The sequence below is a fragment of the Hyphomicrobium facile genome, from assembly GCF_900116175.1.
Taxonomy (GTDB): Bacteria; Pseudomonadota; Alphaproteobacteria; order Rhizobiales; family Hyphomicrobiaceae; genus Hyphomicrobium_B; species Hyphomicrobium_B facile.
Map to the genome: position 1 here is coordinate 975,771 of NZ_FPCH01000003.1, position 14,618 is coordinate 990,388.

11 protein-coding genes and 1 tRNA gene are annotated in these 14,618 nt (G+C 60.6%); 7 read left to right on the forward strand and 5 right to left on the reverse strand.

Annotation, left to right across the window (positions count from 1 at the left end; genetic code table 11):
* The first annotated feature begins 100 nt into the window (after nt 1-100).
* On the forward strand, nt 101-1,522 hold the full coding sequence (locus BM399_RS17780) for an NfeD family protein (protein WP_425284095.1): 1,422 nt from the start codon (nt 101-103) through the stop codon (nt 1,520-1,522).
* Nucleotides 1,519-2,310 carry a slipin family protein gene (locus BM399_RS17785; protein WP_092869038.1) on the forward strand — a complete coding sequence of 264 codons (792 nt, stop codon included), beginning with the start codon at nt 1,519-1,521 and terminating at the stop codon, nt 2,308-2,310. The genes BM399_RS17780 and BM399_RS17785 overlap by 4 nt, the downstream gene beginning before the upstream one ends.
* Here BM399_RS17785 and BM399_RS17790 read toward each other — a convergent pair.
* Nucleotides 2,307-3,098 carry a TIGR01458 family HAD-type hydrolase gene (locus BM399_RS17790; RefSeq protein ID WP_244531332.1) on the reverse strand — a complete coding sequence of 264 codons (792 nt, stop codon included), beginning with the start codon at nt 3,096-3,098 and terminating at the stop codon, nt 2,307-2,309. The two genes, BM399_RS17785 and BM399_RS17790, sit on opposite strands and share 4 nt — an antisense overlap.
* Nucleotides 3,099-3,285: 187 nt before the next feature.
* Between BM399_RS17790 and BM399_RS17795 the strand changes: the two genes are divergently transcribed.
* The gene (locus BM399_RS17795; protein WP_092869040.1) at nt 3,286-4,983 is read left to right on the forward strand and encodes an alpha-keto acid decarboxylase family protein; all 1,698 of its coding nucleotides are present in this window, start codon (nt 3,286-3,288) and stop codon (nt 4,981-4,983) included.
* A gap of 165 nt (nt 4,984-5,148) precedes the next feature.
* On the opposite strand, the gene BM399_RS17800 is transcribed toward BM399_RS17795, so the two are convergent.
* The 4 genes from BM399_RS17800 to BM399_RS17815 all read right to left on the reverse strand — a co-directional run bounded on the left by BM399_RS17800 (nt 5,149) and on the right by BM399_RS17815 (nt 10,906).
* Complete coding sequence (locus BM399_RS17800; protein ID WP_092869041.1) at nt 5,149-6,933, reverse strand: monovalent cation:proton antiporter-2 (CPA2) family protein; 1,785 nt, start codon at nt 6,931-6,933, stop codon at nt 5,149-5,151.
* 692 nt (nt 6,934-7,625) lie between these two features.
* A tRNA-Arg gene (locus BM399_RS17805) sits at nt 7,626-7,702 on the reverse strand.
* A 204-nt stretch (nt 7,703-7,906) separates the two neighbouring features.
* On the reverse strand, nt 7,907-9,439 hold the full coding sequence (locus BM399_RS17810; protein ID WP_092869042.1) for a sensor histidine kinase: 1,533 nt from the start codon (nt 9,437-9,439) through the stop codon (nt 7,907-7,909).
* 12 nt (nt 9,440-9,451) lie between these two features.
* Nucleotides 9,452-10,906, reverse strand: a complete 1,455-nt coding sequence (locus BM399_RS17815; RefSeq protein WP_092869197.1) for a dihydrolipoyl dehydrogenase family protein — start codon at nt 10,904-10,906, stop codon at nt 9,452-9,454.
* Nucleotides 10,907-11,361: 455 nt separating this feature from the next.
* On the opposite strand from BM399_RS17815, the gene rpmH reads away from it, so the two are divergent.
* The 4 genes from rpmH (at nt 11,362) to yihA (ending at nt 14,618) form a co-directional block, all read left to right on the forward strand.
* A complete protein-coding gene (gene rpmH, locus BM399_RS17820; protein ID WP_092869043.1) occupies nt 11,362-11,496 on the forward strand; it encodes a 50S ribosomal protein L34 in 135 nt (44 codons plus the stop codon).
* 78 nt (nt 11,497-11,574) lie between these two features.
* Complete coding sequence (gene rnpA, locus BM399_RS17825) at nt 11,575-11,949, forward strand: ribonuclease P protein component (RefSeq protein WP_280140587.1); 375 nt, start codon at nt 11,575-11,577, stop codon at nt 11,947-11,949.
* 92 nt (nt 11,950-12,041) lie between these two features.
* Nucleotides 12,042-13,910 carry a membrane protein insertase YidC gene (gene yidC / locus BM399_RS17830; protein ID WP_092869045.1) on the forward strand — a complete coding sequence of 623 codons (1,869 nt, stop codon included), beginning with the start codon at nt 12,042-12,044 and terminating at the stop codon, nt 13,908-13,910.
* Nucleotides 13,911-13,961: 51 nt separating this feature from the next.
* Entirely contained in the window at nt 13,962-14,618 is a 657-nt protein-coding gene (gene yihA, locus BM399_RS17835; RefSeq protein ID WP_092869046.1) for a ribosome biogenesis GTP-binding protein YihA/YsxC, read from the forward strand.

Consider the following 14,618-nt stretch of genomic DNA (forward strand, 5'->3'; position numbering starts at 1 on the left):
TTCAGCCGCTGCTCGCTCGATAAGTAGATCCGCAGCGGCGTTGACTGCTTTCGTGTGGGCTTCTCGCATGGCGCGATCGGCTTCGCAGGGAGCTATGGGCGTGAAACTGGAGCGCGCACCCCTTCTCGTTGCGGCGGCTTTCGCCGCTGCAGTGGCGACCTTCTCGCCGCCCTTCGCGGCCGACAAGGCGAGTTCCGTCAAGCTTGCCCTTGAGATCGATATCGACGGTGCGATCGGCCCCGCTACCGCCCGGCACGTGAAGGAGGCGCTGGTGACGGCAGATGAGCGCCGCGCTGAAGTTGTCATCCTGCGCCTCAACACGCCCGGCGGCCTCGTCACCAGCATGCGCGAGATCATCGCCGACGTGCTCGCCTCGCCGATCCCTGTCATCGGCTATGTGGCCCCGTCCGGCGCCCATGCGGCAAGTGCCGGCACTTACATCCTTTATGCGACGCATGTTGCGGCCATGGCGCCTGGGACCAATCTCGGCGCCGCGACGCCGGTCGAGATCGGCGCCCCCATGCCGGGCCTTCCCGCCCAGCCTGACACCCAGCCTGATAGGGGAGACCAGGGCGGCAGCGACAAGGGCGCGACGCCGGCGCCCTCGCAGGACGCCATGACGGCGAAGATGACCAATGACGCCGTCGCCTTCATCCGCAGCCTGGCCGAATTGCGCGGCCGCAATGCCGACTGGGCGGAGAAGGCGGTGCGCGAGGCTGCGAGCCTTTCGGCCAATGCCGCGCTGCAGGCCGGCGTGATCGATGTCGTCGCCGCAGACCCGACCGAGCTGCTGGCGAAGATCGACGGCCGTACGGTCGCCGTGACGGGTGGAGCCTCGGAGCATTTGGCGACCCGCGGCCTCACCGTCGAGACGCTGCAACCGGGCTGGCTCATCCGTCTGCTCTCGGTCATTACCGATCCGAATGTTGCCGTCATTTTGCTGCTCGTCGGCATCTACGGCTTGATCTTCGAGTTCACCAGCCCCGGCGCGGTGGCGCCCGGCGTCGTCGGCACCATCGCGCTTCTTCTCGGCCTCTATGCGCTCAACCTGCTGCCGATCGACTATGCCGGTCTCGCGTTGATGTTGCTCGGGCTAACCTTCCTGATCGTCGAGGCCTTCAATCCGACCGTCATCCTCGGTCTCGGCGGTCTCGCCGCCTTCCTGCTCGGCACGGCGATGCTGTTCAAGGTCGAGGCGCCCGGCTTCCACCTGTCGCCGGCTGTCGTCGCGCTCGCCAGTGTGCTGGTCTTCGCTCTTGTCGTCTTCGTCGGCCGCGCTCTCTGGCGGGCTCGCCGCCGGCCGCCGCGCGTTGGCGGCGAGGCAATGCACGGTCTGCCGGCGAAGGTCCTCGACTGGCGGGCGGGCGAAGGCCACGTGCGCGCCAACGGCGAGCGCTGGCAGGCCCGCGGCGACGAAACCTTCGCTCCCGGGGAGACGGTCGAGGTGGCGACCGTTAGCGGCCTGACCTTGATTGTGCGGCGCCGGGCGGACGCGGCAGCCGCCGGAGGAGAGCCCCCATGATGCTCGATTATCTGCCCTACCTGCTCGTCGCCGTAATTCTCTTCATCTTCCTGTCCGCGGCGATCCGCATTCTGCGCGAATATCAGCGTGGCGTGATTTTCACGCTCGGCCGTTTCACCGGGATCAAGGGCCCCGGCCTCATCATCCTCGTACCCTTCGTGCAGCAGATGGTGAAGGTCGATCTTCGGGTCGTCGTGCACAACGTGCCGCCGCAGGACGTGATCTCGCGCGACAATGTCTCGGTCAAGGTCAACGCCGTGCTTTACTTCCGAATCATCGATCCCGAACGGGCGATCATCAAGGTCGTGGATTTCATGGCTGCGACCAGCCAGCTCGCGCAAACGACGCTGCGCTCCGTACTCGGTAAGCACGAGCTCGACGAGATGCTGGCCGAACGCGACAAGCTCAACGCTGCCATCCAGGAGATTCTCGATCAGCAGACCGACGCCTGGGGCATCAAGGTCGCGAACATCGAGATCAAGGATATCGATCTCGCCGAGAACATGGTGCGCGCTATCGCAAAGCAAGCCGAGGCCGAGCGCCTCCGCCGCGCCAAGGTGATCAACGCCGAAGGTGAGCAGCAGGCGGCGGAGAAGCTCGTCGAGGCCGGTCACATACTGGCGCAGGAGCCGCAGGCAATGCAGCTGCGCTTTTTCGCGGCGCTCCACGACGTCGCCGGCGAGCGCTCGTCGACTATCGTCTTTCCGCTGCCGATGGACCTCCTAGGCCATCTCGGCGAACGCTCGGGCGAAGGAGGAAAATTGCCGGAGCCGCCGGCATCAGGTTAACGGTGAGCCAAAATCCATTGAGCTGCCTCCTCGAGATTTTCGGCGACGAGGTCGGGAGCAGAGGGCAATTTGGATTCATCTCCAGGACGATACTTGCCGGTTCGAACGAGAATGCCCATCAAGCCTGCAGAGATCGCGCCTTCAACATCGGCTTCTGCGTCGTCCCCTATCATGATGATCTTGCTCGCGGGATATCCGAGATCTTCGACGGCAGCGCCGAAGAAATCCGATGACGGTTTGCCAAACAGCAGGGCTCGACTGTTGGTCGCAAATTCGAGAGCGGCGACGAATGGGCCGGCGTCGAGGCTCAATTCGCCATCCGCGTCCTTGAAGTTTCGGTTCTTTGCGAGCGCCAAAAGTTCTGCGCCCTCCGTGATCTTCCGGTAAGCGCGATTGAGACGGTCGTAGGTGAAGTATTCTCCCGCGTCTCCGACAACGACCGCCTCTGCGCGGTCAGAAGGGAGATCGGCAAAGTCCTCTTCCAATTCGCGATGAACGACCAGGAATGGCGATAGCATATGCTTTTCCAAGTATGCCCGCACTAGAATGGCCGGCGTCAACAGCTCGTCGTTTGAGACACGCAGACCCATTCGGCACAAATCGTCCATTACCTGACGCTTTGAGCGTCTGGTCGTATTTGTGATGAAGCGGAGCGGTAGACCGGCATGGCGCAGCCGCTCGACAGCCGCAAGTGCTCCTTCGATGGGAGTACTGCCCACATAAATGACGCCCCCTAGATCCAGAAGGACACCGGAGATGCGAGGTGAGCTGCCGCTGCTTTCCTGCATTGTTGAAATCCCATCGCTCCGACTAGCAACAATCGGGACTGCCGCGCTGGAGTTCTCATTATAGTGTAGCGTGCGCTAGCGATTTTCGAAACATATGCGGGCTGACAGCGCTGATCGTCCAGGAATTGAATTCACTGGCTCTAAGGTTGTGTGATGCTTTCTGATTTGCCACCTAACTAGGAATACGATGCAAGCGACGGTTGCTACATATCTCATCGACCGCCTGAAGCAGGCCGGTCTCAAGCACGCGTTCGGCGTGCCAGGCGATTATGTGTTGACGTTCATGGACCGTCTCATCGAGTCCGGTATCGAATTCGTCGGCACCTGTAATGAACTCAACGCCGGCTACGCCGCAGACGCCTATGCTCGCATCAACGGCATCGGCTGCATTTGCGTCACGTGGGGAGTGGGTGGCTTCAGCGCCATGAACGCTGTGGCAGGCGCTTACGCGGAGCAAGTGCCGCTGGTCGTCCTGGTCGGCGGGCCGCGCACGATGCAACGCCGTTCCCCCATGCTGTTGCACCACGGCGTAGGGGATGTCGCAACAATGCAGCATGCCTATTCGCACATCACGGTGGCCTCTGTGTTGTTAGACGATGCCGTCGATGCGCCACAGCGGATCGATCGTGCGCTGGCCCTCTGCATTGCCGAAAAGCGGCCGATCATGATCGAGATCCCTGTCGATATGGTTGATCGGCCGTGCCAAGCGCCGGGCACCTTCGCTGCGCCTGCCCGGCCGCCGTCCGATCCTGATGCACTGAGGGAGGCGCTCGATGAGGTGATGTCGCTTCTCTCAACGGCGCGCCGACCGGTTATTCTGGGTGGCGTCGAACTGCATCGTTACGGCTTGATGCAAGAATTCCGCCGGCTTGTTGAGGCGAGCGCCCTGCCGGTCGCGACTACGCTGCTCGGAAAGACGGTAATTTCCGAACTTCATCCGCAGGCGATCGGTGTCTATGAGGGCGGAACCTCGCGTCCGACGATCCGAGACATTGTTGAGAATTGTGACGTCTTGCTGTGCCTTGGTGCCTGGATCAGCGATATCAACTTCGGTGTGTACACCGGCCGGCTCGAGGGTCGTCACATGATCCTCGCGAACTCCGGGCGCTTGAAGATCAGCCAACATGTATACGAACAAGTGTGGATCGGCGATGTGGTCGTGGGGTTGGCTGACCGCATGCCAAAGGGTGGTCTATCTCATCCTCCCTTCACGAGCGTTTCGCGGTTATTGGACACCAGCTTTACCGTCGAGCCCGGCCGCGCCCTGACAGTGAGCCGCGTCGCAAAGCGGATCAATGCCTTCATCGGTGAGACCACGACGGTCATTGCGGAAACCGGTGACTCGATTTTCCTCGCTGCCGATCTCGTGATGCACCACGATGTCGGCTTTATCGGCCAGGCATTTTACCTCTCGATCGGCTATGCACTTCCCGCGACGCTCGGCGCAGCGATCGCCGATCCGTCGCGACGGCCGGTCGCGTTCATCGGTGACGGCGCATTTCAGATGACGGCCCAGGAACTCTCTTCGCTTTGCCGACGAAACAGCAACGCCATCGTGCTTCTCCTGAATAACGACGGCTACACAACCGAACGGGTCATCCACGAGGGGCCTTATAACGACATTCAACCATGGGCCTATCACAAGCTACCGGAGGTCTTCGGCGGAGGCTGGGGCCGGCGAGTGACAACCGAAGACGAACTCGAGGATGCACTCGCGCACGCCCAGGCAAAAAACGACGGACCGGTCTTGATTGAAATCATGCTCGAGAGGTTCGACACGTCCGACGCGTTGAAGCAGTTGGGCGCTGAGCTGTCTCCTGAAAGAGGGCAGGCGCGCGTTTTGAGGAAAAGTGGTGCCAGCGATACGGTGAAAAAGTTAGACTGAAATCAGGAACGTTCGTTCCTGGCGCGCGGAGCACGGCGTTTCTTGCGCCGTGCTCGAAAGCCACGAAGTGGGTTGGGGAGCATCGGGGCGTAACGGCGGGCAAGTGATCGCTGGCCTTAAATGCGCTGGAAGCTATCGAGCGTGACGGATCGCGCCCGGTCGAGGTCATGGGCGCTGGTCCTTTCGTTCATGACGGCTGGATGGAACCGTCAACGGTTCCGGCGTCGGCTGGGTAATCAGCCGGTCTCGCCCTGAAAAGATATCGCCTTGCACTTGTTCTATAAGACGTTCCGCATCCCGGCGCCGCACATCCTCTAGCGCTTGCTCTACGTCTCCGGACGAACAACCAAGTGCGTTCAATCCCTCGGCGCCCATGAGGAAGGCGGATTCGACCGTCTCGCGAATTTCATAGTCCACGCCGGCGCGGATCAGCTCGATCGAGTGGCCTCGATCCCGGCTGCGCACCAGGAGCTTGGCCATTGGGAACTCGGCCTTGATCAGTTCGACGATCTGGTTCGACGCCTTGCGATCGTCCACGCAGACCATGATGACTTCAGCGCTCTGAGCGCCAGAATGATGCAGAATATCCAGCCGCGTTCCGTCACCGTAGAAGATCTTGAAACCGAATTTCCCGGCTTCCCGAATGCGGTCGGGATTGTTTTCGATCATGGAGACGTCGACGCCTTTGGAAAGCAGGACCTGAGAGGCGACCTGGCCGAAGCGTCCGAAACCGATCATCAGCACCTGACCTTTCAGGTCCCGCGCCGCTTCGACTCCGTCCAGTGAAACATTCTCCTTCAACAGCCGGTCAGCCAGGATGATAAGCAGCGGCGTCAACGCCATCGACAAGATGACGACGGTCGAGAAGACCGCACTCTCCATCTCCGTGATCACGCCGCCCTGCGATGCGGCGAGGTAAAGCACGAAGGCAAACTCACCACCCTGAGCGAACATCGAAGTGCGATGCAGGGCGGCATGATTGGTGGCGCCGAACGCGCGTGCCACCGTATAGATACCGATCGCCTTGACCACCACGTAGGCCGCAAGAAGAGCGATCAGCAGCGGCCATTGCGCAATGACGATTTGAAGGTCGAGCGACATGCCGACGGCGAGAAAGAACAGACCCATGAGCAGGCCTCGAAAGGGCTCGATGTCGCTCTCGATCTGATGGCGATAGCTGGAACCAGACAGCATCACACCGGCCAGGAACGCTCCCATGGCCATTGACAGGCCCGACGCCTCCATCAGCAGCGCGGCTCCCAGAACTATCAGTAGGGCACCCGCCGAGAGCAATTCGCGGGCCCGCGCGCGCGCCAGAAGCGCGAAGAAGGGATTGAGCAGATATCTGCCTGCAAGGATCAGCAGCGCGACGGCCCCGACCGCAATAACGAAACCTTCGAACCCGCCTTCGACGCGGGAAACAGGGGACAGAAAGGCGACGAGAGCCAGCAGAGGAACGATCATCAAATCCTCGAACAGGAGGATAGAAACCGATTTCTGCCCCTCGGGCTCGGCCAGTTCCCCACGTTCCTGCAGGATCGACATGATGACGGCAGTGGAAGACAGGACGAAGCCCGCGCCGGCCACAAACGCTGGCACCCAGGCGAGGTTGAACAGGAATTTCCCGGTCAGGGTGAGGAGCGCCATGCAGATCAGGACCTGCGCTAGGCCGAGGCCGAAAATCTGGCCGCGCATTTTCCAGAGCTTTTGGGGGCGCAATTCCAATCCGATGACGAATAGGAACATCACCACACCGAGTTCGGAAAAATGCAGGATCATCGAGGGATCCTCGAACAGTCCGAGTATCGAGGGTCCCACCAGCGCGCCTGCGGTGAAATATCCGAGAACCGAACCGAGGCCCAGTCGGCGAAATATCGGAACTGCGACCACGGCTGCCGCCATCAGCACAACTGCTGGACCTATCGTATGCGCTAAACCCTCGGCCGCCATATGCTTCCCTGATTCCCTGAATGAGCAGAACGGGATCATGCAGTGCAATCCCAAGCGATTCAACGGAACTCCCCGCGGCTTCGGCGCGGGGCTTCTTTTCCGCAACCCAGGCTTTGCTCATCTGCCGGGGCGGCTGTCGCGGGCGTAGCCTTACTTCGCGTAAGTCGCGCTGAGAGAGTCGAGCATCATCGTCGCCTCCGTCAGCACGTCGCCGTCATCGAAGCGATATGATATCTCCTTCAGTGTTGCCGGAGGCGAGCACTATCAGTCGACAGCCGCGCCGACGATCGACCGTCTCGATTCGCAAATCATGAACGGGGAAGACTCATCCACTTCCGAAGTCGATCCACGTAGACCCAAAAAATCAGGACAGACGTAAAGGCGGGGTCGCCGCGGATTACCAGCCGCAACGGCGCACGGCTCGATTGAGAAGGATGAAGCCCCTGTCATTCCTGGAAACATGACCCGGCCAGGGCCGCGAGCACCACCAGACAGAGTGCGGTTTCGCAGGCCGGGAGCCTTTAGCTCTTTGGGTTCTGTCAGAATTTTTGGAGACGCCCTGGGCCTCTTTTGAGGCCGTTAGGACGATGTTCACGCAGTGTCGCGAGGTCGATCGCGGACGCCAGTGTCCCGCTTATGTCGCGCTCGTGTCCTGGAGCTTATGTCGCGCTCGTGTCCTGGATATGTCCAATTGGCGCGCCGGGAAGGATTCGAACCCACGACCCCCAGATTCGTAGTCTGGTGCTCTATCCAACTGAGCTACCGGCGCATTTTTCGTCGCATTGGGGTGGATGGCCCCGTCCGGCGGTGTGGCCGGGCGGCGAAGCACCCCTCTCTAGTGGGTCGCGTCGCGGAGCGCAAGTGCTTCGGACAGAGCTTTAGCGGACGAGTCGCCGCGCTCCCCCCGACCTTCGCGTTGATCGCTAATCCCGATGCGCTGCGAGGGGCGAGAATGGGCGCTATCGAGGCCGTTTCAGTCGACGTGCCGATCCGGCAGCTCTATGCGGAAATGCGCGCCTTTTTTGCTGTCCATAAGCTTCAGCGAGCCGCCGTGGGCCTGTACAAGCTCGGCCGCGATGACGAGGCCGAGGCCCGTTCCACCCTTTTTGGTCGAGCCTTGGAATGCCTTGAAAAGATTTTCCCGCGCCTTTGGTGGAATGCCGGTGCCGTTATCCGTCACATCGACGATGACCTTGCGCCCTTCGCGATGGGCGGCAACGCGAATCTCGCCGTCGGTTTTACCTTCAACACTTTCGATCGCCTGGGCGGCGTTGCGTATGAGATTGCTCAAGGCGCGGAACAGGTGCTCCTGATCGGCGTCGACCCTGAGCTTCGCGTCCATGTCGGTGACGAATGCAACGGTGCCTTCGCGCGGCAGGCCCTGACTGTCGGCGACTTCTTCGATGAGAGGCTTCAGCAACATCAATTCGCGGCGTGGGGCCGCTTCGGAAACGCCGCCGAATTGCAGCGATGAATTGCAGAACTGAATAGCCCGATCGAGGGACGCAATGAGTTTTGGAACAAACCGCTGCACCGTCGGGTCGGGAAGATCGACGAGCCTGTCGGATATCAGCTGCGCATTCGCGAGCATGTTGCGCAAATCGTGATTGATCTTCGAAACCGCCATGCCGAGTTGCGCAAGACGGTTCTTCTGAGTGAGCAAATTGCCGAGCTGACGCTGCATGCTTGCAAGCTCGCGTTCGGCGATGCCGATCTCGTCGCTGCGGCCGGTCTCCGGCATGATGCGGCTTTGATCTTCGGGGTTTTCCGCAAAGTGCAGCATGTTGCTCGTGATGCGCGTCAGCGGCTTCACGAACAGGCGGCTCAGCGCAAAATACACGACGACCGCCGTCAGCACCGAAAGGATGATCGACAGCCAGAGAATGTTCATGCCGTAGCGGATCATCGCCGCTTTGAGCGGCGCTTCCGGAATGACGATTTCGATCAGGTCGTTGTTGTCGGGCCCGCTGTGACCAATGACACGGATGGTGCGATCACTCGAGAGCAGCGTCGTCACTGCATCCTTGGCCTGCTGGAGACGTGTCGTCAGGCTTTCCCAGAAGGTGTCGGGCTCGGGCGGCAGGTAATACACGTAGTCGATGGTCAGGTCGCCTTCGGGCGGAAATACCATCCGGCGCTCGCCTTCACTCCTCGATGCGATTGCGCGCACTTGCGCAGTTCGAAGGAGATCGGCGCGGAGAGCCGATGGGATTTGTCCGCCGGGAAAGGCATCGGAAGTTAGAGCAGCAAGTTGCGCCGCCGTCAGCCGTTCTTGAAGCCAGGTCACGCGGTAGCTTGCGATCGACGGCAGAAAGATCAGCGCTTCGGCGAGCAGAACGAATGCGGCCGTGAGGATGATGAGCTTCGCCGGAAGGCTGCGGCTTTCCCAGAGGTGCTTCAGGGCATGCCAGGGCGCGCCGGCAAAAGACGTCTTCGCCTTCAGGTCGTCAGTCCCTGGGTTGCTGCCGTTGGTAATTGCGCGCTGCACCGGATCGTACTTCTCCATTGGCGGAGATCATTAACCGAGCTTTGCCAGTAACGCGATGACTTTGCGCAAAAAGGGGTTACTCGGGACTGTTGCAAAGTAACGGAATGCAGCTTTCTTGTTGATCTCCGAAAGCGTCGGGTAGGGCGAAATCCATTCCGTCATCGCCTTGATGTTGAGGCCTTGGGATATGGCGAGCGACCACATCTGAATCAACTCGCTGGCCTCGGCTCCGACGATGCCTGCGCCCAATATTTTCCCGTGCTTCGACGTTATGACCTTTATGTGCCCGTCGGTCGCGTGTTCGAGCTGGGCCCGGTCGTTCTCGTGATAGGGCCAACGCAGGACGTTTATTCTGCCGTACTTGGCGCGCGCCTCGGTTTCGTTGAGGCCGACAGTTGCAAGTTCGGGGTCTGTAAAGACGACGCGTGGCGCGATGCGGGCCTTTGCTCGCGCAGGCAGGCGGAAAAGCGATCTCCGCAAGACTGTCTCGGCATGCTCGCCCGCGACGTGCGCGTATCGCGGTGCGCCCGTTGCGTCGCCGATCGCGAACACATGACTATTTGCCGTTCTCAATCCGGCGTTAACTTTGATGGCGGTTTGCGTGACCTTTACGCCGGCGGCGTCGAGACCGAGATCGGCAATGTTGGCTTTCCGTCCGGCTGCGAGGAGGATCGCCGTCCCTTCGATGGTTTCGGAAGCCGCATTGGTTTGAAGTTCGACGACGATTTTCCCCGCCGTGCCCGAGACGCGCTTTATCTGCACGCCTTCGCGAATGACGATGCCTTCGTCAGAAAGCCGCGTGATGAGCGCGCCTGCGAGTTCGGGGTCTTCGGCACCGAGCGCATGGGCGTTGTCGAGCACCGTCACGCGTGAACCAAGGCGGCGATAAGCCTGCGCAAGTTCCAATCCGGTCGTTCCGGCGCCGATTATGAGGAGGTGCGGGATCAGGCCCGTATTGTCGAAAATTGTTTCGTTCGTGAAATAGGGGACATCCGCCAGGCCTGGAATAGGCGGAATGATTGGCGAGGAGCCCGTTGCGATGACGATCCGGCGCGCTGTGATCCGGTAGTCGCCAGCTACAACCGTCGACCGGTCGACGAATTTCGCAGCTGCCGAGATGACGCGGATGCCGAGGCCTGTGAAACGCTCGATGGAAAAGTTCGGTGAAATTTTCGCCGTCACGTCGTCGATGTAATGATTGACCGCGGCATGGTCGATGAGCGGCTCGACACCACGGATGCCGAAGGGCGATGCGGTGCGCATGGCGTAGGCTCGTTTGGCTGCAGCCAGCAGTGCTTTCGACTGCACGCCTCCGTAGTTGAGGCTGTCCCCGCCCATTTTGTGCTTTTCGATCAGAACCACGCGCTGGCCGAATGCGGCCGCGGCCGAGGCGAGGGCCAAGCCACCGGCGCCCGCACCGATTATGCAAAAATCGGTTTCGATGTTTTGGCTCTGAGGGGCTTCGTCGGCCGTGTCCTTGGGCATAAAGGGCGATCCCAGAAATGAAATTGGTTCGGCTAATTCGAATGCGCTTTTGATGCTCGCCGGGAAGATGCGGGCGTCAGTCTCCAACGGCGTCATCGGGATAGTTTAATATGCCGGTGCCGCTTTGGGTGCGGGAGATCCTCGCTATCCCCTGCTAGCAAGCGCGCAGGGGCGAGGGCTTTATTGCGGCATATACGACTAGCGGCGCGGCGAGGTTGCTTTGCAGGCAATTACAGACGACAGACATCATCCTTCGGATTAGAACGGTTGCTGTGGCTTGCGCTCGTTGACTTGCCCCATCGGCCCGACTATAAGGGCGCGAATTCCCGAGATATCTGCACTCTGCTGGGGTCTTGAGCCCCGGGCGATGTGTATTGGTAAGTCTCGGAAAAAAATAAGCAATATGCCGGCGTCCAGCACTGGGTGCGGCTCAAGAGACTTGGACGGAGAGTTCCGTGAAGCGCACATATCAACCGAGCCGCCTTGTTCGCAAGCGCCGCCACGGATTTCGCAAGCGTATGCTGACGGCCGGTGGTCAGAAAGTTCTGGCGCGCCGTCGTTCGAAGGGCCGCAAGCGTCTTTCGGCCTAGTCGGGTCTAGCGCCAAGGCCCCGCTGTCGCTTTGTCGCGGCTCTGGAGGCTGTCATTCCGATCCTGCCAACGCTCAAAGTGCGGTCCGAATTTCTGGCTGTGCGTGGCGGCCGGCGATCATCCACGCCGGCATTTCTGATTGAAATGCGTGAACGATCCGACGCGCCGAAGCGCGTCGGCACGGGGCCCCGTTTCGGGTTCACGATCACAAAGAAAATTGGCAACGCGGTTACACGTAACCGTATTCGCCGCCGCCTGAAGGCGGCTTTCGCGGCAGACCTCAAACGAAGGGAACTCGGGTCCTGCGACTATGTCGTGGTTGCCCGCCGCGCCGCCCTGGACCGTCCGTTTGCCCTGCTACTTGGCGACGTCAGCCAAGCCATGTCCGCGCTAGCCCGCAGCAGGCCAGTCCGAACCGATAAAATCCGAGTTGATAAAAAAGGTTCAGCGTGACTGGGTGTCCCCTTCCTTTTATGACCAGTTTCCGCCATCGCTTCCGGGCCTGAACCAGGCCCCTGCCGCCGGCGCCGTGCCCTGAGGATTTGATGAGCTCTCCCAACGATCCCAAAGACCAGAACAACCTGATCCTCGCCGTGGTGCTGTCGATCGTGGTGCTGATGGGCTGGCAGTACTTTTTCGCGCGCCCGCAAATTCAACACGAGCAGGCACGCCAGGAATTCAACAACGCCCAGAACAACGGCACGGCGAACGTCGAGCGCCCGCCCAACGGCGCCACCTCGCCGGTTGCTCCTCCGTCCACAGCTGTTCCCGGCACAACGCCGCCGCCGCCTGAAAAGCCGCTGACGCGCGAAGAAATTCTCAAGCAATCGCCGCGGGTCGAGATCGCCACGCCGTCACTCGAGGGCTCGATCGATCTGAAGAGCGGCCGTATCGACGATCTCGTGCTGTCGAAATATCGCGAGACGGTCGATCCCAACAGCCCGAAGGTGACGCTGCTGTCGCCTGCCGGTTCGATCGATCCTTATTTTGCTGAATTCGGCTGGGTGCCCCAAGCGGGTTCGGCGATCAAGGTGCCGGACCGCGACGCGGCTTGGACGGTCGAAAGCGGGACGACGCTGACGCCGGAAACTCCGGTGAGCTTGGTGTGGGACAACGGCCAAGGGGTCGTGTTCCATCGCATCATTTCGGTCGACAAGGACTATATGTTCAAGGTCGTCGACGAGGTCGAGAACAAGACCGGTGCAGAGATCACTCTGATGCCCTACGCGCGCGTGCATCGCAGCGGCCATCCGCCCTCGCAGGTCTTTTCGGTTCTGCATGAAGGTCTCGTCGGCGTTTCCGGCGAGCACGGTCTTCAAGAGTTCAGGTTTGCCGACGCCGTCAAAAGCGGCGTTCCGACGACATTCGAGAATGTCATCGGCGGCTGGCTCGGCATAACGGACAAATACTGGGCGACGTCGCTCGTTCCTGATCAGACAGCTCCGTATCGCGCGACGTATACCGCGCTGCCCGCTCGCGATCCGGGCGGCAAGGACGCGTTCCAGACGGACTATCTGCGCGGCGCTCTCTCCGTGCCGCCGGGGATGCGCAAGGGAACCGAAGGGCATCTGTTCGCTGGCGCCAAGAAAGCTTCTTTGATCGACGGGTATGAGAACGCGCTGCATATCCTGCGCTTCGACCGCATGATCGATTGGGGTTGGTTCTATTTCATCACGCGTCCGCTCTTCCATTTGATGGAGCTCATCAATGGGGTCGTGCACAACTTCGGCATCACCATTCTCATTCTGACGGTGATCGTGAAGGCGGCGTTCTATCCGCTCGCCACCAAGCAGTACGAGAGCATGGCGCGCATGAAGATGATGCAGCCGGAAATGGCGCGCATCAAAGAGCTGCATAAGGATGACCCGCAGCGGCAGCAGAAAGAGATCTTCGAACTTTATCGCAAGGAGAAGATCAACCCGCTTGCCGGCTGTTGGCCGATCCTCTTGCAGATCCCGGTCTTCTTCGCGCTCTATAAGGTGCTGTTCGTCACGATCGACATGCGTCACGCGCCGTTCTTCGGCTGGATCCACGATCTTTCCGCGCCCGATCCGACGTCGCTCTTCAATCTGTTCGGACTGCTTCCGTTCGCGACGCCGGAGTTCCTGCACATCGGCGTGTGGCCGCTGATCATGGGCATCACGATGTGGGTTCAGATGCAACTCAACCCGCCGCAGCCCGATCCGATCCAGCAGCAGATCTTCCAGTGGATGCCGGTGATGTTCACGTTCCTGCTGGCGAGCTTCCCGGCGGGTCTCGTGATCTACTGGGCGTGGAGCAACACGCTCTCGATCGCGCAGCAGATGCTGATCAACAAGCGGGCGGGCGCAGAGATTCATCTATTCGGGAATCTCAAACGAACGTTTGCTCCGCTTTTACGATTGTTCGGAGCCAGTGGCGGCTCCGGCAAATAACTTTGCCGGAGGCGGCCCCTTTTTGCGGGGGCCGCTCCATCGGATCAGATAATGACAGACGTCGCGACGATATCGGCTGACGAGATAGAAAAGGGCCGGCGTCTTTTCACGCGTGCCTGGACTTTTGCGCGCGGCACGCCCGATCTTGATCACCTGCCGCCCGACGACCGGCCGGAGATTGCCTTCGCCGGACGTTCAAATGTCGGCAAGTCGAGCCTCATCAATGCGCTCGTCGGCCAGCTTCGGCTGGCGCGCGCGTCGAACACGCCGGGGCGGACGCAGGAGCTGAATTTCTTCACCGATCCGGAGCGCGATCTCTTTCTCGTGGACATGCCCGGTTACGGGTTTGCGGAAGCTCCGAAAGAAAAGGTGGCGGCCTGGAACAAGGTCATTCGCGCCTATCTCGCCGGACGGCGAACGCTTCTCAGAGTGTTTCTTCTCATCGATGCGCGCCATGGGCTGAAGCCGCCGGACGATGAGATCCTGGATCTGCTCGACGGGGCGGCCGTGTCCTATCAGGTCGTGCTGACCAAAGCGGACAAGATCAAACCGACGGACCTCGAAAAAGTCATGGAGCGCACGCTGAAAGCGCTCGCGAAGCATCCGGCGGCATTTCCGGCCATCATCGCGACGTCATCGGAGAAGGGGCTCGGATTCGAGGAGTTGCGAGGAACGATCGCGCAACTTCTGGAATCGCACGGCAAGTGA